General features: G+C 43.6%; 20 protein-coding genes and 1 pseudogene. 6 read left to right on the top strand and 15 right to left on the bottom strand.

The window, feature by feature from the left end; genetic code table 11:
- Positions 1-8: 8 nt before the first annotated feature.
- On the bottom strand, positions 9-3,086 hold the full coding sequence (locus RH96_RS13020) for an insulinase family protein (RefSeq protein WP_010201657.1): 3,078 nt from the start codon (positions 3,084-3,086) through the stop codon (positions 9-11).
- A 434-nt stretch (positions 3,087-3,520) separates the two neighbouring features.
- On the opposite strand from RH96_RS13020, the gene RH96_RS13025 reads away from it, so the two are divergent.
- Positions 3,521-3,982, top strand: coding sequence for a universal stress protein (locus RH96_RS13025; RefSeq protein ID WP_010201658.1), 462 nt, complete (start codon positions 3,521-3,523; stop codon positions 3,980-3,982).
- A 154-nt stretch (positions 3,983-4,136) separates the two neighbouring features.
- On the opposite strand, the gene RH96_RS13030 is transcribed toward RH96_RS13025, so the two are convergent.
- On the bottom strand, positions 4,137-5,072 hold the full coding sequence (locus RH96_RS13030) for a LysR substrate-binding domain-containing protein (RefSeq protein WP_010201659.1): 936 nt from the start codon (positions 5,070-5,072) through the stop codon (positions 4,137-4,139).
- Positions 5,073-5,264: 192 nt separating this feature from the next.
- Here RH96_RS13030 and RH96_RS13035 point away from each other — a divergent pair, with 192 nt between their 5' ends.
- Positions 5,265-6,350 carry a YeiH family protein gene (locus tag RH96_RS13035; protein WP_010201660.1) on the top strand — a complete coding sequence of 362 codons (1,086 nt, stop codon included), beginning with the start codon at positions 5,265-5,267 and terminating at the stop codon, positions 6,348-6,350.
- A gap of 465 nt (positions 6,351-6,815) precedes the next feature.
- On the opposite strand, the gene RH96_RS13040 is transcribed toward RH96_RS13035, so the two are convergent.
- A complete protein-coding gene (locus RH96_RS13040; RefSeq protein ID WP_010201661.1) occupies positions 6,816-7,025 on the bottom strand; it encodes a cold-shock protein in 210 nt (69 codons plus the stop codon).
- A 244-nt stretch (positions 7,026-7,269) separates the two neighbouring features.
- Positions 7,270-7,692 carry a YbaN family protein gene (locus RH96_RS13045; protein ID WP_026037370.1) on the bottom strand — a complete coding sequence of 141 codons (423 nt, stop codon included), beginning with the start codon at positions 7,690-7,692 and terminating at the stop codon, positions 7,270-7,272.
- 281 nt (positions 7,693-7,973) lie between these two features.
- On the opposite strand from RH96_RS13045, the gene RH96_RS13050 reads away from it, so the two are divergent.
- Positions 7,974-8,804 carry a hypothetical protein gene (locus tag RH96_RS13050; RefSeq protein ID WP_010201663.1) on the top strand — a complete coding sequence of 277 codons (831 nt, stop codon included), beginning with the start codon at positions 7,974-7,976 and terminating at the stop codon, positions 8,802-8,804.
- 192 nt (positions 8,805-8,996) lie between these two features.
- On the opposite strand, the gene RH96_RS13055 is transcribed toward RH96_RS13050, so the two are convergent.
- From RH96_RS13055 to RH96_RS13070, 5 genes and pseudogenes are all read right to left on the bottom strand, one after another.
- Positions 8,997-10,295, bottom strand: a complete 1,299-nt coding sequence (locus tag RH96_RS13055; RefSeq protein WP_010201664.1) for a VWA domain-containing protein — start codon at positions 10,293-10,295, stop codon at positions 8,997-8,999.
- 287 nt (positions 10,296-10,582) lie between these two features.
- A complete protein-coding gene (locus RH96_RS13060) occupies positions 10,583-12,016 on the bottom strand; it encodes an integral membrane protein (RefSeq protein WP_010201665.1) in 1,434 nt (477 codons plus the stop codon).
- A gap of 269 nt (positions 12,017-12,285) precedes the next feature.
- Positions 12,286-12,408 (bottom strand): annotated as a pseudogene (locus tag RH96_RS15390) (hypothetical protein); the annotation flags it as partial.
- A gap of 48 nt (positions 12,409-12,456) precedes the next feature.
- A complete protein-coding gene (locus tag RH96_RS13065) occupies positions 12,457-13,131 on the bottom strand; it encodes an NYN domain-containing protein (RefSeq protein ID WP_010201667.1) in 675 nt (224 codons plus the stop codon).
- Between the two features lie 189 nt (positions 13,132-13,320).
- The gene (locus RH96_RS13070; RefSeq protein WP_010201668.1) at positions 13,321-16,266 is read right to left on the bottom strand and encodes a valine--tRNA ligase; all 2,946 of its coding nucleotides are present in this window, start codon (positions 16,264-16,266) and stop codon (positions 13,321-13,323) included.
- A gap of 356 nt (positions 16,267-16,622) precedes the next feature.
- Between RH96_RS13070 and RH96_RS13075 the strand changes: the two genes are divergently transcribed.
- The gene (locus RH96_RS13075) at positions 16,623-17,750 is read left to right on the top strand and encodes a formate/nitrite transporter family protein (RefSeq protein WP_010201669.1); all 1,128 of its coding nucleotides are present in this window, start codon (positions 16,623-16,625) and stop codon (positions 17,748-17,750) included.
- Between the two features lie 146 nt (positions 17,751-17,896).
- Here RH96_RS13075 and RH96_RS13080 read toward each other — a convergent pair whose 3' ends face one another.
- From RH96_RS13080 to RH96_RS13105, 6 genes are all read right to left on the bottom strand, one after another.
- The gene (locus tag RH96_RS13080) at positions 17,897-18,820 is read right to left on the bottom strand and encodes a bile acid:sodium symporter family protein (RefSeq protein ID WP_010201670.1); all 924 of its coding nucleotides are present in this window, start codon (positions 18,818-18,820) and stop codon (positions 17,897-17,899) included.
- Between the two features lie 394 nt (positions 18,821-19,214).
- Complete coding sequence (locus tag RH96_RS13085) at positions 19,215-19,700, bottom strand: YbjQ family protein (RefSeq protein WP_010201671.1); 486 nt, start codon at positions 19,698-19,700, stop codon at positions 19,215-19,217.
- 49 nt (positions 19,701-19,749) lie between these two features.
- Positions 19,750-20,211 (bottom strand): heavy metal-binding domain-containing protein, encoded by a 462-nt coding sequence (locus tag RH96_RS13090; RefSeq protein ID WP_413540233.1) that lies wholly within the window; start codon positions 20,209-20,211, stop codon positions 19,750-19,752.
- A gap of 173 nt (positions 20,212-20,384) precedes the next feature.
- Entirely contained in the window at positions 20,385-20,942 is a 558-nt protein-coding gene (locus RH96_RS13095; RefSeq protein WP_010201673.1) for a YecA family protein, read from the bottom strand.
- 505 nt (positions 20,943-21,447) lie between these two features.
- The gene (locus tag RH96_RS13100) at positions 21,448-21,681 is read right to left on the bottom strand and encodes a PA3496 family putative envelope integrity protein (protein WP_010201674.1); all 234 of its coding nucleotides are present in this window, start codon (positions 21,679-21,681) and stop codon (positions 21,448-21,450) included.
- Positions 21,682-21,875: 194 nt separating this feature from the next.
- Complete coding sequence (locus RH96_RS13105; protein WP_010201675.1) at positions 21,876-23,441, bottom strand: hypothetical protein; 1,566 nt, start codon at positions 23,439-23,441, stop codon at positions 21,876-21,878.
- A gap of 460 nt (positions 23,442-23,901) precedes the next feature.
- On the opposite strand from RH96_RS13105, the gene serB reads away from it, so the two are divergent.
- Together serB and RH96_RS13115 are read left to right on the top strand one after the other, a co-directional pair.
- Entirely contained in the window at positions 23,902-25,092 is a 1,191-nt protein-coding gene (gene serB / locus RH96_RS13110; RefSeq protein WP_010201676.1) for a phosphoserine phosphatase SerB, read from the top strand.
- Positions 25,093-25,257: 165 nt separating this feature from the next.
- Positions 25,258-26,253, top strand: a complete 996-nt coding sequence (locus RH96_RS13115; RefSeq protein ID WP_010201677.1) for a DUF368 domain-containing protein — start codon at positions 25,258-25,260, stop codon at positions 26,251-26,253.
- Positions 26,254-26,295 lie beyond the last annotated feature (42 nt).

The following is a 26,295-nucleotide window of genomic DNA, read 5'->3' on the forward strand; positions in this document are numbered from 1 at the left end:
TGACCACCTTAGCTTTTTATTTTACAAACCTCAAAACCAAGATCTTTTACCTTTTCTTCTTTGTCGTAAGGCGCTAAGACTGCACGTACATGTTTTTGCCCTTGCAAATATTGCTTGGCAACGCGCTGTAAGTCAGCGACTGTCACAGCTAAAATTGACGCACGCATTTTACGCTGCCAGTCAGCACCGCGATGATGCAGGTCAGAAAAACATGCTTTGATCGCTTCGCCTGCTGGAGATCCCGGTTTGTCCATACCGGAGATGATACCCAAGATGGCTTCTTCCAATTGCTCATCGGTTTGCGGCTCATTTAATAACCACTCGATACTGGCATCAAAGTGGGCGAAGCTTTCAGCACACTGCGGATCACGGTAGCTAAAGAACTTAAAGGCGCAAGCATTGGCATCGTAGCCCGCACCGCCACCATAAGCACCGCCGCGCTCACGGATGGCGCTATGCAAATAGCCATTGCGTAAGTAAGGCGCTAATACCATCAAGGCTACTGTGTCCGGATGATCAGCCGCTGGAACCGTATAGGCACTAGCATTGTGATAGACGTTGGTCGGCACCAACCATGCCAAGTCCTCAACATCGAGCGCGACACCACTTTCTAACGATTTGACAACGTCTTTCTCACCATTTAGTGCCGCATCAAGTTGCAACTCGGCAAATTCACTTGGGATATTGTCTTCAATACTAGCATCAGAGCTGCTTAGCTGCGCGGCAATACGTGGCGCTTGGCTGTCTTTCCAGCTATCGACAATCAAACTGCTTAAGCGTTCAGTTTGCTCGGCTTCACAGATGATAACGGCATGCTTAGGGAGGCTGATGAAACGTTGATGTAAATCCATCAAACTGGTGGCAAGCTTATCCCACTGCGCATCATCATTGCTGGCATGGGTTAAAAAGTCCTTTAACGCGTTCAATGCTGGCAGACCACTACGCACATACTCTAACTGCGCTTGGCGACTCATACCACGACTGGCCGTTTGCATCGCATAAGCATGCCCTGAACCAGCAAGATTTGACTGCCAACCTGCTTGACGCTGCTGCAGAATTTCTTTGATACGGTCATGCTCCGTAAAGACGCTGTGCTCCATCACTTCTTTGAGTAAATCAATCGCCTCAGGCTTGCGGTTTAGCGCGCGCGTTGCCACCACAAAATAACTGCTGATAGACTGGCTGTCATCAATATTGGTACGTTGGCTGATACGCGCTGTCACACCTGACGAATGCGCCGCTTGCTTGGCTTGCATTTCATGGGCACTAAGAGAATCTGTACCTAGCTCAGACAGTAAGCTTAGATAAATAGGCAGTAGCGGATGATTAATGACTTCATTGACGGGTAACTCGCTTGTACCTGCATTACCAATCGCATCGGTCAACGGCACAATTACTTGATAATAATACAAGCCATTGGTGCCTGCTTCATATTCAAATAAGGTGCTGTCTTGCCCGCTCAAATTTACTTGCTTTTGCTTGCCTTGCTTAAAGCTGATATCCGTCGGTACGTCATCCAAGCCAACTTTTGGCAATAAGCTCAAATCATCTGGTGCCGCTTGGCGCGCTGCCAAATCCAATGCTTGCTTGTGCAAGATGGCTTTATCATCAGCAGTCAAATCCATCGCAATAGTGTCGAGACGTGTTTGCTCAGCTGCCGCTAAACGAGCAGTTTTTTCGCTGTCAGGCGTCAGAGTAACGCGGACACGATGCTGATTATCAAGCAAATGAGTCTTAATTAAATTCGGTAACCACTGCGCGTCTTTTACTTGCTCACGTAGCCATTGTAGATGCTCGTCCACTTCCCAGACATCGATTGGGTTACCATCATGAATGGCGGTACTAAAGCCTTCTAGCATGAGATTCAAACCATAAGGAATGCTGTCACCGCCGATATGACGCTGATCTATCTCAATCTGATGCAGGATGGTTTCAATCGTTTCGTCATCGACTGGTGAGTTTGCAACTTCGGTCAGCAAATCAATAATGCCCTGCTCGACTGCTTCGGCATGCTCTGGGTTTGAACCGCGCAGACCCGTATAAAAGACCATTTCATAATGACTGTCATCCAGTCCCAATAGCGGACTTGGTGCTTTGCCGAGTGGATGGCTGTCCAAATAAGCACGCAACGGCGAGCCAGCATGCTCAATCAACACGCCTTCTAGTAGACGCAAAGCAAGGCGCTGCTTGGGGTCGGTAATCGATGGCAATAACCACGCCACAACATGATGGGTTTGGTCAGGGCCAGCTTCGTCAGCGGTATAAGTGTCGGTAGCGCTAATCGGTGCAGACAGACGTTTTTCTGGACGCGATACATGCTTCTTGCCCGCCTCAAACTGAATCAAGGCATCTTCATGGATTTTTGCCTGCGTCTCAGCGACAGGAATATTACCAAAACTCATAATCACACTGTTTGATGGGTGATAATGGCTTTGATGAAATTCGACCAGCTCATGATGGGTCAAGTCAGGAATATCAGCAGGCTCGCCGCCCGAATTATAATGGTACGTCGTCGTTGGGAAGAGATGATGGGCAACGGCATGATACAGCTGATCAATCTCGCCGCTCATAGCGCCTTTCATTTCATTAAAAACGATACCCTTAAATTGCGGCTTGTCATTTTCATCTAACTCAACACGAATACCTTCTTGAGCAAAATCGAGCGGATGAATATTCGGGAAAAATGACGCATCAAGATAAACGGCAAGCAAGTTAAAGTAATCGTTTTTGTTTTGTGTGGCGTACGGATAAGCCGTCCAATCAGCAGCGGTCATCGCATTCATAAAGGTATTGAGCGAGCGCTTAATCATCGAAAAGAACGGATCACGCACAGGGAATTTTTCAGAACCACATAAAGCCACATGTTCTAAGATGTGCGCTTCGCCTTTTGAGTCCATTGGCTGGGTGCGAAAACCTACCAAAAACGCATTTTCATCACTTGGATGTGCTAAGTGATAATGCATCGCACCAGTCTTAACATGCTGACTGATCAGCACATCCATCGATAGCGCCTCAATATGGCGATGTTCAATCAACTCAAATGCGGAGTGCAATGTTAGGTCAGCGGTAAATGCGGTGTCAGTCATAGTTGTCCTTAGCTCATTATGTAGATAATGCCCTGCAGTTCAGGGTAAATAGAATGGTAACAATGTGCGTGATAAAATGATCATTAAAATTTAATGCTCAAAATTTTATCGGTTTTATGGTGGGTAAGGTATAGCAATGAAAAAATGGGTCTAGCGCTAATAGATGGGGCTAGCAGACAGAGAAGTCAAGGCATTATCCTAATAAAGAGCAGCGCTGATATAGTCAAATCCATATAAATCCGCTACATCGTCATCCTCGCTAAGCATACTAATGTATAACTTGCGCTCGGTTTCCTTGTATCGAAATTATTTGAATCTAACTATAGTACAATTAGGAAGGGCAATACCTTAGCGCTTTAAAAGTATGCCGACATTACTTAACAGCAGTCATCAGTAGTGCTATAGTTAAGACTACTTGCTACGAGGAGCACCTCATGAGTTACCAACATATTTTACTGGTTACCGATTTGTTATCTGATGCCGACACAGTGGCGCAAAAAGCCAAACAAATCGTCGATAACCGCCCGGGTTCTAAGCTGTCTGTACTGCATATTGTTAAAGATACGATGGTTGGTTTTGGCTATGAGCTAGTACCCGCCTCTAGCTTATATGACCAGATTGACGATGAGCGTTGCCAAGAAGCACGAGCCAAGCTAGCACAATTTTTAGAGCGTAATGGCTTAACCGCCGTCAATGCCGAGGTGACCACCGCCATCTCTAGTAGCGAAGGTATCGTCAATTATTGTCATAAGCATGACGTTGATTTACTGGTTATCGGTCGTCATGAGCGCCATGGTATCGTCGCATGGCTCAGTGGGGCAACAGCAGATAATATTTTGCCAAATGTCCCCTGCGATAGCTTAGTCGTGAGACTGGATAAGCCAGTTAATAAATAAGCAATCACCTTTAAATAAACAATGCCTAAATGTAAAGGCGGCTTAGCTTTAATGAGTTAACTTGAGCCGCTTATATTACAAACTAAACATAACATTTTATAAAACGTCCTATAGTCATGGCTATGGGACGTTTTTTATTATCTGTCTCTAACCCTCATTCTGATGTCAAAATATCAATAAAGCTTTGCCAAATTGGGCTTTGATGGCGGGCTTTATGCCACACTAGCCACCAAGTTCGCGACAAATCAATGCCTGCCACTTTTACTTGTACTAACTTACCGCTGGCCAATTCTGCCTCAATCACGTGCTGTGATAGACAACCCAGCCCAATATCGGCACTGACCATATGCTTGATCGCTTCCGATTGCTGAATGGCCATGATAACTTCGGCATCGGGCATATGCTGTAATAATTGCTCATCGATAATTTGCCGAGTACCTGAACCTGCTTCGCGTACTAACAAGGGTAGCTTTGCCAGTTGTTCAATACTAAGCTCGTAGCAATTATCCACATCGTTATATGCTGCCATATCTGTCAGCCATTTGCTATCGCGTTTGGCAAAGACCATCAAGGTGTCCGTTCGCCATGCACGCTGCTCAATGACCTTAGTATCCGCAGGTCGCGGCATCCCTTCTACTAGCGCAATATCGATGTTGAGTTGCTCGACCTCCGCAACTACCTCTTGGGTATTGGCGATATAAGTGTTCACATTTGCATTTGGTAAGGCTTTATATAACTCAGCCAGCAGCGGTGGCAATACATAGTTGCCTATGGTCGTACTCGCGCCAATATGAATCTGTCCTGCTTGGTGCTTGTGATAATGCTCAAGCGTCAGTGACTGCCCCAAAATTGCTTGCGCTTGCACATAAATAGGATGGGCATTGGGATGCTGATTGAGCCTACGCCCAACGCGCTCAAACAACGGCATTTGCAGTCTAGATTCAAGCTCAGTCAGCGCGCTACTGACGGCTGACTGTGATAAATGCAGCGCTTCACTGGCACGGCTGGTGCTGCCTGTCTGATAAATACTCACAAATACCGCCAATTGTTTTAGCGTAATCTTCGGTAGCGTCTGCATCGCTTTTTTCATTAATTAATGACACCTTATGCCCGTCTTTTAGGACTAATCTTTTAATATCAAACGGTCAATACAACCCTATTAACCCAAATTTTCGATAGTTTGTATCTTATTAATCTGTTTTTATTATAAATCAGCTTATCTTATACTGTCTATTCATAAGTTTATGCTTATGTCGATTAGCAATAATAGGATAGCTCTGTCATGCACGCTTTTACCCACTCAGTGAATCGTTACTTTCCAAGCAATCGGCACTTAGCAGGATTGGTCGTGGTGCTGGTCGGTAGTTTATTTTGTTTATGGCTCAATACTGGTCTAGACACTTGGTCAAACGGGCGCATCGTCGGACTGTCCTCTTTAACATTGGCAATTTTGCTCGGTATGGTCTTAGGCAATATGGTATACCCTAATTTCGCTGAGCAGCTAAATGCTGGTGTATGCTTTGCCAAAGGTCAAATCTTGCGCTTAGCCATTATGTTTTATGGGTTTAAGCTAACGATGACCCAAGTGGCTAGCGTGGGTATGCCAGCGATTATGACCGATGCACTGGTACTGACATCGACTTTTTTATTGACCTATTGGCTGGGTACGAGATGGCTAAAAGTCGATAAAAAAACGACTATATTGATTGGCTCAGGCGCGAGTATTTGCGGGGCAGCCGCAGTGATTGCCGCAGAGCCAGTGGTAAAAGCAGAAGCGCATAAAGTCACTATCGCTGTGGCAACCGTCGTCGTCTTTGGCACTATTGCGATGCTACTCTATCCATTTTTATATCATCTTGGTTGGTTGCAGCCTTGGCTAAATGCTCAACAATATGGCATCTATACTGGCTCGACCATACACGAAGTCGCGCAAGTCGTGGTGGCAGGTAACGCGATCAATCCTGAGGTTGGTAATACAGCCGTCGTGACCAAAATGATACGCGTCATGATGCTCGCCCCTTTTCTACTGATTTTATCCTTTGCTTTGACCAAGGGTGACAATGATATTCATGGCGAAAAAATATCATTTGTAGACCGCGTTAAACAGGTCAACGTGCCATGGTTTGCCTTTATTTTTATTCTTATCGTCATACTGCACACATGGGTGCCGATGTCTGACAGCTTTGAGCAGAGTATGGTCAAGTTTGATGATGTTTTGCTCACGATGGCTATGTTTGCACTGGGTTTGACGACTCATCTGAGCGCGATTAAGCAAGCTGGCATGAAGCCACTGATCTTGGGTGCTATTATGTTTGCTTGGTTAATCATTGGTGGCGGTCTGATTAATATTGGTATTAGCTCTATCTAATAGATTAGGGCGTGTCCTCATTTCAAAAATGGTGATAAAAATGAGATAAATTGCAGTCAAACAAGGAAAATAGCGCAGTTAATACCGTGATATTACCCAGCTGTTTGACGAAGTTTGGCAAAATTTAGCCATTTTTAGCTCATTTAGATATTCATAGATTGAATTGAGGACACGCCCTAGCCACACTCTTTAAAAAAAGGCCTCCAACTCTTTATAGTCGGAGGCCTTTTTAATATATAGTCGAAATACCCCAAAAACGCTACGATACTGCCGATATCAATTTTTTGTAGCCTCTATCTGCACAGGCACAGCAAGCAAGAAAAATTGATATCGGCAGTGCGTGATGGTTCGATATTACTTTTCACTGACTATATTATTGTGTCTAATACTAAATGACAGACGAAAAAAAACGAACCCGAAGGTTCGCTTTTTTTTCATCTTGCTCTAAGTGTCTTTAAAGACAGATTAGATAGCAACGATGTTATGGGCTTGTGGGCCTTTTTGACCTTGAGTTACAGTGAACTCAACTTCTTGGCCTTCAGCTAAAGTTTTGAAGCCTGAACCAGTGATTTCGCTGTAATGAGCAAAAACGTCTGCGCCAGTTTCTGGAGCGATAAAACCAAAGCCTTTAGCTTCGTTGAACCACTTAACTGTACCTTTTTGAGTATCTGACATATTGATAATCCTACTTTTTAATTTATTAATGGCCTAGTGACCGGTAACGCTTGCAAATAGCTACTGAACGATAAATATTAAAACGAAGGATTATAACTAATACTACGAGGTAATGATTTGGTGCAGAACTGCTCTTAAGCTTGGGCGTATTATAAGGGGTACATCCTAGTATCGCAAGTCTTATCTGAGATTTCGTGTAACAAAGCTCTTTTATTAGTCATTTTTGGTCCAAATTGCAACGATTTTAGGCATTTGGCAAGCGGAACAAATACACCGCAACCCCACTACAAACAGTGGCTACCGCCCATGCCATCCACATCGTATCGGCTGGCAAGCGATAAAATAACATTGCCGTCGATATAGTCATCATTATCGTTGCTAACCACTTGGCATAGAGAGGTACAGCATGATTATTTTCCCAATCACGGACAAACTTCCCAAAATATTTGTGATTGATCAGCCAAAAATGAAAGCGCCGCGAGCTGCGTGCCCAGCACCCTGCTGCCAGTAGTATAAAAGGCGCAGTTGGCATTACGGGTAACAGCACTCCTATAATACCCAATATAAAAAATATCCAGCCCAGTATGACAAACGTCCAACGCACTGCGGGGCTTCTCGATTGATTGGTATTAGGTCTATAGTAAAATGTTTTTTTATGATTGGTCATATAAGTAGTGTCATTCAACGATGCATCAGTTGGGGTAAGTAGCTACTGGTTTATAAAATAGCTACCTATATAGGTAGCTAAGCATGCGATATTGCTCAAAACGGTACAAGCGTAATTTTGCATCTTTATGTCGTTTTTTCTAAAAATATAACGACTGTACGGTACACAAAAACACTGTTTTTTAGTATATTTTTTAGTAGGTGAAAAATAAAAACTCAGGCATAATCTTCTTTTTTATTAATCGACATTTTTTAAGTGTTTCGGTATTTATAGGGATATTTATGACCAACCTTTTTATGGCTAAAGCGTTAACGGTATCTTTGGTAGCAGCGACTATGCTAGCGCTTAGTGGTTGCGCCACCACCACTAGCCCAGATTCACGTTTGGCCTATGATCAAACTCAAAAAGCATTGGCCAATCAGCCTATTACTGTTTTAAGTGATGGTTGTTTGATTCGAGTTGAGATGGGCAAAAATGATATTTTATATCAGCAGTCTGATGCGACTTCTGTGGCCATGATGCACACAGTTAAAGAGGCATTGAGTCACAAAGGGCTCACGGTTGCTCGTACGACAGCGCCCTTTGTTTGTGGCATGCTAACCAAAGAAGCTGTAACCAAAATGGATATTGCCGCCACCGCAGGCGCTAAAGAGCAGCTCAACACAACCTATCCTCTATTAAGCGCGGGCAACAGTTTTGATACAGCGACCAATCAAGCCTACCTCACACTATTTAGCACTTTAAATAAAGCCAAGCGTCAAGAAATTGAAGCTGCAAAAGGGGCTAGTGTTGAGTTGGCATTAGATCAAGCCACGCTAACCGCCATTCAAAAAATGGAAGGGACTGACAAAGTATTTGTATCCATGGTGACTGGTTCTAAACCATCATTCGGCTATTCGATGGCAGTCGGTGTGACGACGGCTGTGGCGACCGCAGGAACCAGCTTCTCTGCACCGCAGCAAGGTCAGTTTCATCATCTATACTTACTGAATCTGAAAACCAATAAAATTGAATGGGGCAAAACTGCCGCATTTAACGGGCAAGTATTTAAAATGCCTGTGAACGAGCGTTTTGCCTATAAAGGTATTCTTGCGCCTCTATATGCTGAGTAGAACTGAATAAGCCACTAAATTTTTAGTCTAAAAAACCGCTGACCCTATAAGGTGAGCGGTTTTTTATGTAGTGATAATAGAATAATAAAATTATTGCTGCACGATATAGTCGATTCAATTTAAAAGTAGTACAAGGCAACCAAGTGTAGATGTATATTAAATACTTCAAGCGAGGTTAACGCAGTCATACTTTTATAGTGGAATGACTATACCAAGCTGCTTAGCTTCTTTTAGCCACATTGGGAACTCTTCTAGCATGTTTTCATACAAGGCTTCTTCACTGATATCGTCTAAATCATCCAGCTCAAAAAAGTCGCAGTTATCAATCACGCGCCCTGTCATGTCGTCTAGTTTTTTTAGGATGCCATAACCACGCCCGCCCAAGCCCACAAACTGCCAAAATATTGGTAGTTTCGCGGCTTCCGTCATGACCTTGGTGATACCACGATTGTCATTCACCCCGCCATCACTGATAAATAGCACGTAGACAGGCACATCCAAGCCGTCCTTTTGATAAAACTCCGTCACCGCTTTCATGACTTCTGCTTCGTTGTTGATGCGCGGGCCAAGTGCCCATTTGCGCCAGCCGCCATGAGCGTTATTGATAAAACCGTCATAATTGCTCAACCCAATCTCACCCAAATACTGCGGATCTCGGGCAAACGCCCAGCAGTCTAACGCTTGGTCGTCATCAAAGCTCACTGCCAATGGCAATAAGCGGTTGACCACTTCTTGCACGCGGCCTTGTTTATATTGTCTGTTCATTGAGCCTGAGGCATCTAACACCAGTGCTACTTTTGCGGTTAATTGCTGCAATTGGCGTTTCTCAAGCGATATCGTGGCTTTTTTGGCCAGATTGACCAGCTTTGGCGCTTTGTCTAGCATAACCTTTTCTAACGACGGTTTTGCTTGAACTGGCGTTGCAGTTACCTCTGCTGCTGTCGAGCTAGTCTCTTCTACGTCACCACCGAAATGCTGCACGATAGCGGCAAGTCCACCATTAAAGCCTTGCGCAACGTTAGATACTCGCCACACGCCACTCTTACGATACAGCTGCATCAACATACTGGCTTGCTGCTGGGCAAAGTCTGCTGCTTGATATTCTGCCTGCGCTTTTTGCGATTGTTGCCAAAGGCCAATCTCTAACGATTGAATTTGATTCAGCGGAGTATCGGCTGATAACACAAAAAACAAGCTGTCTATATTCGCAGCCAATTTGGATAAATCCACCTTAAACTCGGCTTGGATGCCTTTATTCGCCGTTGGCTGCGACTCGTAATGGGTAAGCTTGATTTGCCCGCATGGTGAGGTTGGCTGATTATAAAACACCATGTAATCATCATTGATCAGTTTGCCCGCTGCGTCTAAGGCAAAGCAACTGATGTCCATCTCTATTGGGCTTTGGCGAGTAAATTTGAGCGTGATGGGTGCGGTATCGTCAATAGCAAGGTTGCTTAGAGGCGCGCGTTGTCCGACGGTGAGATGGTTCATGGTGTTCCTTACGTTAGATTTTTATTCCTTTAAAGATAGTAGCTTAATTACTGATATTAAAAAACCGTCATAGTATTTACTGTAGCGGTTTTTAAGTTTAGACAGAATCACAAATCGGATTGTAGATTGAGTAGTGCTTATGACAATTAACGGTTTGAATTAAAAATCTGTTAGACCTCGTGCCTTAACATTAACCTGCTTAGCGCTTACTGGTAAGTTTATCTGTTTATTTTCGAGAGTTAAGTGTTTATCGTACCTGAGCTAAGTGGGCTATGTAGAAAGCCATATCACATCCTTTTTAAAAGATCTTTAGTAAAAATCAATTCATTAGAGAGTAATTTAGTGGGGTTTTGGCTATTCTCATCCAAATATGACCAAGCATATATTCTAATTGGATGTATATCTGGCTCTCTTTCGAAAAAAATAACAGTTTTTGGTATATTGTTGTTTTTTTCAGTCTCTATTAATGCTAGATATTTTTCAGAACACCACAGTCTAAAATTACTGAGGTCATACTCTGACATCTGATAGACTCTACCCTCTAATTTAATAGCATTACTTACTCTATTGTAAGAGTCAACACGACAACCTAAAACACCAGTATTATAAGTTTGGGACACAATTAAATCTCTTAAATCTTCTTCATCTGTAGTGCTAGGTGTTTTCAACCTTTCAAACAATTGATATAACTCAGATCCGTAGTTAGGAAAGTATTTATGACCTAATTTTTCAGCGCGCGCCTTAGCCTGCCATACTACATTCTTACTTTTATCAGTTACAAGGTAGTCGACATTATTAGTATAAGATTTAATAGTATAGTAATAATCGACATCTTTTTTTTCTGATAACTCAGCGATATTCATACAAGAGTAGTGCTCGCAAACCTCATGCACTTGCCAAAAGTGACCTTTATATTGAAACTTATTGGGAGTCACAAAGCTTTCTTGATAGCCTAAAACTGCAGTAGGGTTTATTACACTATACTTACGATATTCAATCTCATTATCGATAATTCCTACGACAGTATCAGAAGACAAAGCGGTAACTGGTAGTGTGTCAGATAGATTGATATACTCAATACCAGACATCTCTTTAGTTGTTAACATAATCCATTTTGAAAAGTAAGATTCTCTTTCAAGCTCGTTAGCTAAATTACTATACTTTTGACGCTGTATTTCCGAGATATAAGCAAATGCAATTACAAATAGTAAGATATAAAACCATATGCTTGCCGACTTTTCTCTAAATATTTGCATGAATCCAGCAATAGCTACTATAGCTTGTGCAAGAAACCATAAGAATGCCCCATATCCCCATAAAGAAATTTCATCTCCAAGAGGGCTAGGAATCTCTCCTCCTGCATCTCTATAAACAAAACTTAGACTAGCCAGTAATATCATTAGCAAAGACATAATGGCGGGTAATAGCTTTACTCTAAAAATCAGTAAAAACACCACTAAGACATATAAAAAATTAGCATATACTGCTAAAGCGCCAATATTTGCTTTGAAAAGAGCTGATGCCCATCCAAATATTGTACCTATAAATAGTAGTTCATATCCTTTATCATACTGTATCCATTCGTCGCCTCCATTCATCGGTGAGTGGTAGAAACCAATAGCTGGCAAAAACAATGAGGCAATGTAGCAAGCTACAGAAAATCCGATTACCGTCAATAGGCGCTTATAATCTTTATCTATTTTATGTGGTTGATTGACCATTAGTGCCCTTAAATATATTAGTTAAAATACTCTTTATGATTGCTAATACTTTATAAGTAAATTTTTACTTATAATAACCGCACTACAAAAAAGCCATTTTTATAGCACGTGAATTTATTAAAACGCCATATGATCTACTAAATAATAGCACACAAATATTCAGTATTTATTAGCAATAAGAGTTGGTTAGAGAACTAACCAGTAGACAACAAAAAACGCCATCACAATCGTGACAGCGTTTTTTATTACTATAGATATTTACGCTTTATTTACAACGCCTTCAGCTGCGCCATCATCGCCGCCAACCGCCCTTCTAGCTCAGCCAGTTTTGCTTTTTCCGCATCGACCACTTCCGCAGGGGCTTTACTGACGAATCCTTCATTACCGAGCTTACAACTTTTTTAAGTATAAAATAACTTATAAAAATTACAAACTTTATTTTACCAATATTCAGGCTTGAAAATTGGTTTTTTTGCGGTAGGCACTTTATCAGGTAGATGACTGTTTGCCAGTTCATCATCGGTAATATACGAGCGTGTCCAGTCAGCATATTTACTTAATCGCTCATTTGGTGGGCGACGACTATTAGCACGTATGGGAATGATGATACCAATAATAATGGTATCTCCCATATCTTCTCGTAGCGCCTTAAGCGCTGGCTCGATATCGGTATCATTAGTAACAAAAACCACTTGCTGCGCCTTGTTCTGTATCGCATCTCGGTAAGCGGTCAATGTGATATTAACATCAGTTTGCTTTTCCTCCAGACGCCACACTTCAACACGGTCACTTTTATCAGGAGGTTTTTTGTATCTCAGCAAGTTGCCTTTCTCACGCGCATAGTACCCTTTTATGATTGCTATCTTGTCAGGATACATTTTTAGCAACGCCCTATGATAGGATTGCTGAGCGTTTTGAGCGGCCTCTCCTTGCGTTGATATACTCGATTTGATATCTGCGGTAAAAAAGTAGACAGTCTCAACCATCGCATTTGGATCTTGAGCATGAATAATACGATTGGCAAACAGGTGGTATAAGTCTAGCCATTTATCATTACTGTGTTTTAGACAGCCATAAAATAGGTTATAGCCATCAATATATACATTGGTTTTCAAGTTTATCCACCCAGTTATTTTATTGACATAAAAAAACCGCTACAGCATAGCACTGTAACGGTTTTTTTGCCCTAGGCAATCTAAAAACTTAATTTTAGTTACTAAGGGTGAGTTGTAAATTAATTATAACTACCCAAAAGGTATTATGCAAATATATTTGGTAAGTCTATTTACAACAAAATTACCAAGTTACAACGCTTTCAACTGCTCCATCTGCGCCGTCATCGCGGTCAACTGCCCTTCTAGCTCAGCCAGTTTCGCTTTCTCTGCTTCTACCACTTCCGCAGGGGCTTTACTGACAAAGCCTTCATTACCAAGCTTACGCGCGATGCCTTCGGCTTGACCTTTCAACTTATCATATGACTTACCTAAACGCGCCAGCTCAGCCGTTGGATCGATCAGACCTTTCATCGGTACGAGTACACGTAGCTGACCGACCATACTTGATGACGATAGTGGCACTTCATCACCTTCTTTGACGATCTCTAAGCTCTCGACTTTGGCAAGCGCTTTGAACTGGTTTTTAATACGTGATAGACGCGCATCTTCGTCGCTAGAGATATTTTGTAGTAGCACTGGCAGACGTACCGCATTGCCCAGTTTCATCTCACCACGGATGTTACGGACGCTAGCGATTAGCTCCTGTAGCCACGCCATATCCGCTTCGGTCTGCTCGCTGATTTGGCTATCATCGGTCTGTGGATATTCAGCGACCACGATGCTGTCAGTGTTTTTGCGACCGAGTAGCGGTGCGACCGTCTGCCAGATTTGCTCAGTCAGATACGGCATGATTGGATGGCTAAAGCGTAGCGCCGTCTCTAACACATGCAGCAATACATAGCGGATTTGCGCTTTACGCTCGTCAGACACCGAGTCATCATTTAGACTGGCTTTGGCAAGCTCAACATACCAATCACAGTACTCGTTCCAGATAAACTCATAGATATCTTGGCTGACCATATCCAGACGATACTGGGCGAAATGCTGATGGATATCGGCAACGGTAGAGTTCAGACGACTCATGATCCATTTTTCTGGCAATTCCCAAACGTCAGGATTCGCCGCTTGGTCGATAGGCTTGGCATTGCCTTCGCTATCGACACAGTTCATGAGTACAAAACGGCTGGCGTTCCAGATTTTATTACAGAAGTTACGATAGCCTTCGACCCGCTTTAGATCAAAGTTGATATCGCGACCGGTACTAGCAAGAGAGGTAAAGGTAAAGCGCAATGCATCCGTACCAAAGGCTGGGATGCCTTCAGGGAACTCTTTACGCGTTTGCTTTTCGATTTTGGCGGCGTCTTTTGGATTCATCATATTGCTGGTACGTTTTTCGACCAGCGCTTCTAGATCAATACCGTCGATGAGGTCAATCGGATCTAAGACGTTGCCTTTTGATTTTGACATTTTTTGACCATTACCATCACGTACCAGACCATGCACATAGACGGTCTTAAACGGTACTTGCGGCGTGCCGTCTTCGTTTTTCACGAAGTGCATGGTCATCATGATCATGCGGGCCACCCAAAAGAAGATAATGTCAAAACCTGTCACCAATACGCTAGTTGGGTGAAAGGTATCCATCACGCGTGGATCAGCGTTGACGTCTGCCCAGTCAAGCGTACTGAACGTCCATAGACCTGAGCTGAACCACGTATCGAGCACGTCATTATCTTGGCGCAATACGATATCATCGCTGAGATTGTACTTGCTACGCACTTCCGCTTCGTCACGGGCGACATAGATTTCACCCGTCGCATCGTCATACCATGCAGGGATACGATGTCCCCACCACAGCTGACGGCTGATGCACCAATCTTGTAGATCGGTCATCCATGACATATACATATTTTTGTACTGCGCAGGGACGAACTCGATGCTGCCGTCTTCTACCGCATCAATCGCAGGCTTGGCCAGCTCTTTAACAGCGACATACCATTGATCGGTCAACCACGGCTCAACGATCGTGCCGCCACGCTCAGCACGCGGGGCTTTTAGCGCGTAGTCTTCGATATCTTCTAGCCAGCCCTGCTCGCCTGCTTGCTCAACGAGGAACTTACGTGCGGCAAAACGCTCAAGTCCTGCATACTCGCTCGGCGTGGTCTCTAACTCTGGCTCACGTGTCTGCAAATCAGGATAGACTTCCATCGATGCTAAGATATTGGCGCGCTCATCAAGGATGTTGATGAGTGGCAAGCTATGACGACGACCCAATTCATAATCATTGAAATCGTGCGCTGGAGTTATTTTTACGCAGCCTGTACCGAAGTCTTTTTCGACATAATCATCAGCGACGATAGGCACGACGCGACCAGTGATTGGCAAGGTAATGGTTTTGCCGACCAAATGTGCATAACGCTCATCGCTTGGGTTGACTGCGACAGCGGTATCGCCAAGGAGCGTTTCAGGACGTGTGGTAGCGACGACCAGATAGTTTTTCCCATCTTGGGTCGTTAGGTCTGCATCCGTGAAATGATAGCGGAAATGCCACAAGCTGCCTTTTTCGTCGTGGTTTTCCACTTCTAAATCAGACAATGCGGTTTGGAACTTAGGATCCCAGTTAACTAGACGCTTACCACGATAGATCAAACCATCATCAAATAGACGAACGAACACTTCTTTTACCGCATTAGACAAACCATCATCCATGGTAAAGCGTTCACGCGACCAGTCAACCGAGCTACCCAAACGGCGAATCTGGCTAGTGATATTGCCGCCCGACTCTTCTTTCCACTCCCACACTTTATCGATGAAGTCTTCACGGGTCATATCACGGCGCTTGATACCTTGCGCCTCCAGACGACGCTCAACGACCATCTGGGTGGCGATACCCGCATGATCCGTACCTGGTTGCCACAATGTGTTGTCACCATCCATGCGGTGATAACGGGTGAGCGCATCCATGATTGCATTGTTAAAACCATGACCCATGTGTAGCGAGCCAGTGACGTTTGGTGGCGGCAACGCGATAGAAAATGACTCTTCTTTGTCAAACGTCGGCTGAAAATAGCCGCTTTCTTCCCAGCCTTGATACATACCTGCTTCGACTTCCGCAGGATTATAGGCATTCTCTAATTGGCTTAAGGCGGCTTGGATAGACTGGGTTAAATTATTTTTGCTATTAGGGTTACTCATAAGGCTCTCAGACTAAAACGTAAATGGATTAAATAAATAGTAAGCAAAAGTATGGTTATCGCTGAATTCATACAATTAACCAACGCAAGCTGGGTTCAGGCATAGCGCTAACGCTGGATAATAATAGGTGATTCGAGCAAACAAAAAAGTTAGTAGGATGATTTTATCTTATATGGGCAGATTTTGTTAGTATCGAATGCTTTTTCGATACTTGCAGTCGTTATGGTCTTACTGTAACTTGTTAAAATAAGCTTTTTTGCATTGCAGCAACATCGCAACGGCTATGACGTTGACACTGGTTTGACCGTTATTTTTATATCCTTCACTCACCGCTCCTCTTATATAAGTTTACTGTCATGCCTAATACTAAAGACAATTCTAATAAAAATAGTGATCCGAATTCGACAGCTAGTATTCACGCGGCGCAGAGTAGTGACAATACCGATGAGAAGGACAATAGCAAGGCGTTAGATGTGGCTACTGGAACCAATCAGGATGGCGCTCAAAATGAAAGCCAAAATGACTCTGAAGACGCAAACCAAAATGAAGGTGTGCCCAAAGGTGACGCCATAAAAGATGAAGATTTGCCAAAAGAAATCAGTGACGAAGACAAAGAAACCATCAAAGAAGTGGCCAGCGATGACAACTTAAGCGAGCCAAAAAGTTATGCCAGCATTTTAGTCGAGCAAGTTATCGATGCCAAAGAAACCTTTAATCGCTCGCTTGGCTCGTTATTTACCAGTGCCTTTACCGCAGGATTGGAGATTGGTATTAGTCTGTTTATGATTTTGTCCGCCTTCGCCCTATTGACCGATGTAATGCCCAATCAATATGCCATGGTGCTGGCGTCATTACTTTATCCGATTGGCTTTATTATCGTCGTCATTGGTCAGTCGCTATTGTTCACTGAGCAAACGTCTCTGCTGAGCCTACCGGTACTCAATGGTATCGAACCATTAAACAAACTCATGCGGCTTTGGGGGATTGTCATCGCTGGCAATATCGTTGGCGGCTGTTTATTTGCAGCGTTGATGATCGGTTTGGGTTTGCATATGCATCTGTTTGACGCCAGCGATATCGACGCCTATTCCGAGCATGTTTTAGGATTTGAATGGTGGGTCATATTTGGTAGCGCGGTACTGGCAGGTTGGATGATGGGTGTTGCTGCGTGGCTTGTCACCTCGGCACGCGACACCCTTAGCCGTATCGTGCTGGTGTCGTTGATCACAGGCAGTATTGGCTTTTTGGGTTTGCATCATAGTATCGTGGGTAATATTGAGGTATTTTCTGCCTTACTGTACGGCAATACCGTTAGTTTTTGGCGTTACTTGATATTTTTGGTGGTGGTGATATTGGGCAATACCGTCGGTGGCGTGGTATTTGTCGCTGTTCTCAAAAACCGTACTTTCTTATTTGATGTCGCCAAAGTTAAGCAGCAAAATAAAGACAATCAAATAGCAAGAATGGATAGACGACATCGCTAGAGTAATCAAATTATTATCAACTCATAAAGCCTCTGATTCGCACAAACATATGCCAGCGCACACTCATTATTTAAGAGTGTGCGCTGGCAATATTTTATGAGTAATTATATTTTATAGGCAATAAGTGCTCAACACTGATGACACTTTTAAAGCATACGGGCGGCCAAAACACCTTTCTCAATTTCCGTCTTCTTCATCTTATTATACTTTGCGCTAAATATTCGTACCAAAATACCCGCTGTCAAGAACATGACTAACGTATAGATAGCTGGTGTCATCGACATGTCGTAATTAGACAATAGCGTGAGCGCCATAAATATAGATAAGGTGCTGTTTTGCAAGCCGACTTCCATAGTGATGGACGTTCGCTGTGCTAGGTTTAAGCCCAACCATTTACTGCTATAGTAACCAAGCGCCATGGTTGACAGGTTTAGTAGCAATGATACTGGTCCGGTAGCGATCAAGGCCTCAACGATGATATCTCTTTGTACATAACTCAAAAACACCACTAAGAATGTCAAAAATGTCACGCCAAAACGAGAGACTATGACTTGTGAGCTATCAGCAACCCTTGGCGCAAAGCGTTTGATCAGCATACCAATACTAATAGGCAGAATGGTGATGACGAATAAAGAAATCATTGTCTTTATAATCGGCAGTTGAAACTCGCTGCCAGCACCCATAAAGTGAATCAGTGAAAAGCTCAGGACAACAGGAATACTAAATACCGTGACGACACTAGCAATGGCCGTCATAGTGACTGATAACGCTACATCGCCTTTGGCAAGGAAGGTAAATAGGTTGGAAGTGGTACCACCCGGACAGAGCACGAGTAACATGACCCCTACCGCATACTCAGGTCGCAACGGCATAATATTTGCCAGTGCAAAACCAATAATCGGCAATAAGATAAGCTGATTGAGCAAGCCAATACTGACCGCTTTTGGGTATTTCAAAATACGTTTAAAGTCGTTGGTAATGAGGGTCATACCCATGCCCATCATAATCAAAAATAGGCAAAGGGGAATAACGACTGAGTTTACTAAGGTGACTATTTCAAGATTTTCCATAACTACATCCATGTAGATAAGACCTGTCTATAGGTCGACACACAGCGCTTGTCCTTAGTGCACTTGATCAAAGCACTTAATGGCTAGGTTGCTGTAGAATTTATAACGATATTTTTCACGCTAGCGGTATAAGCCAATCCTGCTAATACACGTACACCAGCATATCGAACGATAAAATTAAGTATAGCGTTGTCGCGTGCTCATAACTTACATCATTCAGTTACTCCCCGGTCAATAATGGGCTTTTGTAATGGAATATAGGTTTGAGCTATTTACGCTGATAGATGTAAATATAAATTTTAGGATGGCATGCTTACGATGGCATTGAAGAAACAAGCATTGATGACTGTCGGAAAAGCCATAGAAACTTACAGATAATTAGGGATTGGCTCAGCTATTTGTGGTGGTCAGTTGCTGTGTCGATATCGACCACTGCTGTGCCATAGGCAATGGCTTCGACCATGCTGCCCAATTGATTGATACTAGTGACTTCCAGACGTAAACCATAGATATGATTGTAGCCTTTGGCTTGTGCCTGCGTGCGCATACGGACGATAGCCTCACGCCGTGCGCGATCTAGCAAAGTCTCATAAGTGGTTAAGTTTTTGCCAAATAAACTCAGTACCCGAGCGATAATCATCTTAAAGTAATCTTGGGCAATCACCACGCTGCCGAGTACCAGCTCACCTTTACTATCGGCTGCCAGCTTGGGGTAATAAAAGCGCTCGCTTGAGACCACGATGTGACCCAAGGTTTGCTCTGCGATACTGAGCTGTGCTAAGTGTTGGCGCTCATGACGCGATCCAAAGAACCACCCCACCACGAATAATATAATAAGCGGCGCGTAGTTAATGAGGAATTGAGTCATAGAATTATTCATGGCACGTCTCTTATCATAAAAAAGTTCTAGTATTTTAAAACTTAATTAACTAACCAAAAGGATTGAAACGTGGTAAATCGTCCGCTGGAGTTGGCGTTTGCGGATTTTGAGTAGGTGCATTTTGAGTAGGTGCATTTTGAATAGGTGGAGTGTGACCAGATGGGTACTGTGGCGGTGATGCAGGCTGCTGTTGCACAGGTACTGCTTTGACCGCGGTACCATAGACAAACAGCTCTGACGCACCTTGCGCGATGCTAGAGGTCGAAAATCGCAGACCAACGACGGCATCAGCACCGAGTGCTTCGGCCTTTACAATCATGCGATCTATCGCCTCTTGGCGTGACTCTTCTAGCAGCTCAGTATAGGCAGTCAGCTCGCCGCCAACGATGTTTTTTAGACTGGCGAACAAGTCCTTACCGACATGCTTTGAGCGTACCGTACTGCCGTACACCACATCGAGACGCTCGGTGATTTGATAATTGGGTAAATGTTCAAGGTTGGAGAGCTGCACAGTCATAGTACGACCTTATCGGTGACTTATAAAAATCATTCAGCTAGAAATGGTCAGCGTTAATCAACATTGACAAAGAATAATGGCAGACCACATTGCTGCGAACAAACCACATTATTAATGGCAATCAACACTGCCTATAAAAACTGTCTATAAAAACTGTCTATAAAAGACTAATCATTGGTATGAAACAATAAAAATAGCTCAGTCAAATTGCCTTCGATGCTATTGGCCATCTGTACCATTTTGTCTTCATCTTTACGCATCTCAGATAGCTCTGGATCTTCATCATCGATGCCGCTAAGCACAATCATAGGCAAGGTCAGTACTGCCACGTCTTCTGCGGTGTCTTGATCTTCAAACCAATCACTGGCTTCATCACCATACATGGCATCGACAAAACCAATTGACCAAGCAACGATGTCTGACTCGTCTGAAAAATCGACAGCCACTTCTTCGTCGCCAGCACCTTCACCAAACGGTAGCTCGATAGGTGTCTCATTTTTTAGTTCAGCGATGATAGAGTCGCGCCAGCGCTTAATGCCATCGATGACATTTTCTGGAATCTCACTAGCATGACCTTCAAATAGCGCATCCATCCAATTAGGCAATGGACGACCGATGACTGTCGCTGTCAGAAAACCATGCGCGGCGACACTATCGAGCACAAACTGGCTCTCTTGATTGTCCAAATAATCTAGTAATTCATCAAAACTTAGTTGGTTACTCATGATGTAATAATCCTTGAAAGATGGATTGCGTCAGTCACCACAAACGACCGATTAAATGTCTGATGGTGAATAAGAAGAGGATAGCAATTGCTTGGATGACACACCTAAAACCAAACAACCTTTATAAATAAATTTATTGAATATAGCTAGGGCGTGTCATCATTTAGATTGTGAGGCTTAAAATGAGGAAAATTGTAGCCAAACAAGAAAAAAAATGCCGTAAATATGAACCTATTGACAAGATTTCTGACGACATTTGGCAAAATTTAACCATTTTAAGACCACTAAATGTATCAATGTGCTAATTGATGACACGCCCTAAGTGGCACAGCAATCATTAAAAACTAAAATCAAGCATTCAAAACCAAAATATGGTACAGCCAGCTTAGCACAATTCAGTCACGATCAACCCCTAAGGCATTGGCTTAGTTTGGTTTACTGGGCCTACTTTAATCGTATCATCTGCTTGGCTGACCTAACAGGACCCCTAACTTAAGTCTAAAACCTAAAAATCATCATCCCAGTCATCGCCATCTTCATCGAAGTTATCTAGATCATCAAGATCGTCTTTTAACTCTTTAGCCAAACGCTTTTCTTCTAGCAAATTATCGATTAGTCGACGCTTCTCAAGACTACTTAGGCGCGTACGCACACTAGTCTCAGCCTCTTCTACCATCTTTGCATCATCATCGTCGACAAAATCATCATCAAAATCGTCGTCAATATCAGCGTCACTCATGACAAACTCCTATCATTTTTTGGCAAGTGTATTAAAAATACGTGAATATATATATGCCTTATAAAGTCTCTACTGGGCATTGTCAATCCTTTTTATCACTATGCCCTATTTAGCAACAAACACAAGAACAATCGTACAGGCTATCTCGCAGGCAATTGTAGAGAAAGTGGCAGCATTAATAGCGATGAAGCATATTACTCATCCGTTTCTTCAATCATCAGAACTGCGTTACGGACATCTGCCAAACGCTGAATCATCGAGTCATTGCCACCATCAAATATCGCGCACTCACGCTCATAGACAGTTGTCGGACGCATGATGCTGTGTACTTGAACATGGTTGCTGATTTGTTTGAGTCCAGCATTAGGCAGCAATATCAACATCTGCTCTTTTTTGCCCACGCTTTGTAACAGTTGGGTCATGGCATCGGCTTGAGCATCATCACTCACGCCAGCTTTAGCTGACAAGGCAAAACGCGACAGTTCAATATGCTTGTCGTGGATGATCTTGTTGAGCATTAGGTAGAGCTTGCCAAGCATCACGCCTGCTAGCGCGACTTTGGCATGGCTATTATCCGCTTTGAGCACCGCACAAGCACCGCTTTCGTCAAAGCGTGGTTCATTCATCGCACTCACACCCATCAATAGCGGTTGTTTGAGTAGCTCGGTTATTGCTTGATTGAGTAGCTGCGTACATAGCGCAAGATAAGGCAAGCGCTGGGAAGGTGCTAGACGCTCAAGCATATTAAATTCGTCATGAAATACGATTTGGACACTGACCGTGTCAACTGCGCGTGTGGCAGATAGCTTAGCGGTAGATGACTGAGAGGCACTGCCATTGACTTTATGAGTGCCATTATCACTGCTGCACCCATCGTTTTGCGTTGCGTTGGTAGCCTGATCATCTGTACGATATTCAGAGGTATTGTCAGCATTAAGACCAGTGTCTTCAGTCGTCGCCTCTTGATTCTGCTGCGCCCTTAGATAGGCATTAACTTCATTATGGACGTCGATTTTGCGGGTATTTGTGGTTTTATCACTGGTTTCAGCAGTCACTTGATTATCATCAAGATTACGACCTTCATTTTTAGTGCTACTGTTTCTAGTATTGTCATTCTCGTTATCGGCTGAGCGCTTGTCATTTGCACCATTCGCACCATCAGCATAGCCACGAGCATTCTCGCGAGCATTCTCACGATAGTCACTGCGTTGATCAACCTGCCGATATTGCTCGCGATATAAATCTTCGACATCACGGCTGAGCGCATTGATTTGCTCTTTAGTAGGACGAGCCAGATAACCATAAATCAGCCAAAGCAATAAATGCAGCAGCATAGTACCGATGACAAACGGCCATTGCATAGCGATAATCTCGCCTTTGCTAATATCTTTTAGTGTCAACGACACACTGCCAATCACCGCATCGCCATTGGTGGCGATCTGACGAATGGTATCACCTTGCTGCATTGGCGCATTGCCAACAGGCACCAAGATGTCGTCGTTGTTGTCTTTAATCAGTATCCGTGTGACGTCTTGCTCGCTGGTATAGCGATTGGCAATAACGCTCAAGCTGACACGGTCTTTGTTTTCTAAAGACAACCTTGCCTCATCAATCAGCTGGGCGACCATCTGCTCGCCTTTTAACGCACGACTTTTGCTCAGCTGTTGGTCGGTACTGATGACCAATAATAGAGTCTGCAAACAAAAACTAACCAGAAGAATAATGGCAAACAACCCTTGCCGCGGCGCTAAATACGTCATGATATGGTAAACTTTTTTGGAGAAGAGAAATTAAAAAACGAGGCTATTGCTCATTTTTTGGCTAATTTTTAGAAAATTGTGATGCGTACATATTGATAGAGCGTTACTGAAACCAATCACCATTATTTAAATCACTATGACGTCAAATAGCTTTCGCCCATCGGACTAAACTTAACTCATGATAATATCGCAATCTGCATCATTAACACCACTGCTGTCTTTGCCACAACATCGTTACCAAGTGGGCAGTTTATCTCATCTACTATATCACCATAATAAGTCTTATAGCGTTAGTCGCTTTATAAATTTATCATGATAACTTTATCGCATTTGAGCAGTTTTTGCGCCCTGACAGGCAATCTTAGACACCTGTGATACTTTGCACGTCATCTATAGGCGCTGCTCAGTAAAACTGTTATTATTCCCAATCTTATATGAGCATACAAGGGACAATTGAGCCATGCCAAAAAATACCTCTTATTCGTTACCAAAAGACAGCAAAGCATGGCAACAAGCCGTCGACTCTATTGCGGCATTATTACCTGATGATACTAATTTGCAAGATTTTGATGCGCTACAGTCGCTGCCTGTTTTTGCACTCATCGTAGTGCTGCCGAATCAAGTGTCAGCAATGGATATTCATCAATATATTCAGTCATGGGTCGATGAGCAACCAAGCTGGCATTTGGTAACCGTCGCCGAAGACACCGATGCAAGCTTTATCAATATCACGGTTTCTGATACAGAGCCGATGGCAGCAGATGCGCAACGTCTTCCCTTTACACAGGCGCAAGTATTCCGCTATCTACTGGTGCCAGTAACCGACACTCTCATGCACCCTGGCAAGAAGACGGCGGCGGCTCATATCATCGATGATCAATTGACCACGCGCTTGCGTCATGAGTTGACCGAGCAATATAAAAACACACGCAGCACAGATACTGCGGACGACCTAAACATCGTTGATTGCCATATTTTATCCGTCGGTCATATGCTGCGTACCCACAAGCTTGCCTGCTTTGATATGGACTCAACGTTGATTGAACAAGAAGTCATCGTAGAACTGGCAAAAACAGCGGGAATTGGTGAAGAAGTCGAAGCCATTACTGAGGCAGCCATGCGCGGTGAGATTGATTTTGATGAATCATTTGCTCAGCGGGTGGCGTTACTAAAAGGCATCTCAACAGATGTGCTCGATGATATATGCAGCCGCTTAACGCTATCTGCAGGCGCTCGCACTACCATCAGCGCACTAAAAGTCTTGGGCTATCATACGGTATTGGTATCTGGCGGCTTTACTTATTTTGCCCGGTATATTGCTGAGCAATTGGGTATTGATGAAGTCCATGCCAATGCATTAGACATCGACGAAGGTGAAGTCACTGGCCACATACAATTACCCATCATAAATGGTGCCAAAAAAGCCGCTATCGTCGAACATACTGCTGAGCGTTTGGGTATCGAGATGTCACAAGTGGTCTGTATCGGCGACGGTGCCAATGATTTGCCGATGATGGCGCTTGCTGATCTAGGGGTCGCGTATCATGCTAAGCCTATTGTGCAAGCACGTGCCGATGCGGCTATCAACGTGACTGGGCTTGAAGGTATGCTTTACGCGCTTGGCTATCCAGCACTTGCCCCTACTAAGTAATCGCTAAATATTCTAGGCTATCCGCTAAGCTGGGTTAATGTTTTTCTCATTAATCCAGCTTTTATGTGTTAGCGCACTTTTTAGGTATTTTAGTGTGTCCAGTAGTACCAACCTCTGATACCTATTTTTAAACAACATTCACTCTTAGATAATAAAGGACTGTTCATGACGGCACCACAATCTCCACGGCCAAACCAGCCGTCAGCAGCGCAGCCATTAGATGCCAGTACCGTCCCTGTACGCACTGATCGCCCAAAACAACTATTAGGGGTTTACGTTAGAGGAATGGCCATGGGCGCGGCTGATATCGTGCCTGGTGTCTCTGGCGGTACTATTGCATTGATTGCAGGTATTTACGAACGTTTGATTAATGCGCTTAGTAGCATTGGCCCCAATCTTTGGCAGATATTCCGCCAAGAAGGTGGCATCAAAGGTTTAGTTGCGGTTTGGCGACAAGTTGATGCCACTTTTTTGTTATGTCTGCTACTCGGTATTGCCACCAGTTTTTTGACCTTGGCTGGTATGATCAAGCATCTACTGGACAATGAGCCATTACTGATTTGGTCATTCTTTTTTGGGCTGGTTGTCGCAACCGTATTTATTTTATTAAGCGAAATTAAGCGCTGGAATATAGGACGAGCAGTACTGTTTATCATTGGAATAGTAACAGCTGTTACTATCAGTAGCTTGCCTTTACTGACCACCACTCCAAGCTTACCCTATCTATTTTTTGCCGGAGCCATTGCTATTTGTGCGATGATTTTACCGGGTATTTCAGGATCGTTTATCTTACTGTTGATGGGGGCATACGATACGGTATTAGAGGCTGTCCATACTCATGATTTCACCATCATTTTTACTGTTATGGCGGGTATGGCAACGGGATTGTTATTATTTACTCGTGCGCTTAAATGGTTATTGTCTCGCTATTATCAAGCTACATTAGCCTTGCTCACAGGCTTTATCGCCGGATCCTTGGTTAAAGTCTGGCCGTGGAAAGTCGACGCCTTAGGTTCTCTAAATAGCGAGGCGATCACCAATGTCATGCCATGGCAATATCCTACTGGCGCGCACTGGTTAAGCACAGTCGGACTTATGCTACTCGGTGCTATTTTAGTCTCGCTATTGTCTTGGTGGGGCAACCGTACCAATCGAGCTTAGCCCTGCCTCAAGCTTGTATTAATCTCATCTAAAATTAACAAA

Origin of the sequence: Psychrobacter sp. PAMC 21119, assembly GCF_000247495.1 — a bacterium.
Taxonomy (GTDB): domain Bacteria; phylum Pseudomonadota; class Gammaproteobacteria; order Pseudomonadales; family Moraxellaceae; genus Psychrobacter; species Psychrobacter glaciei.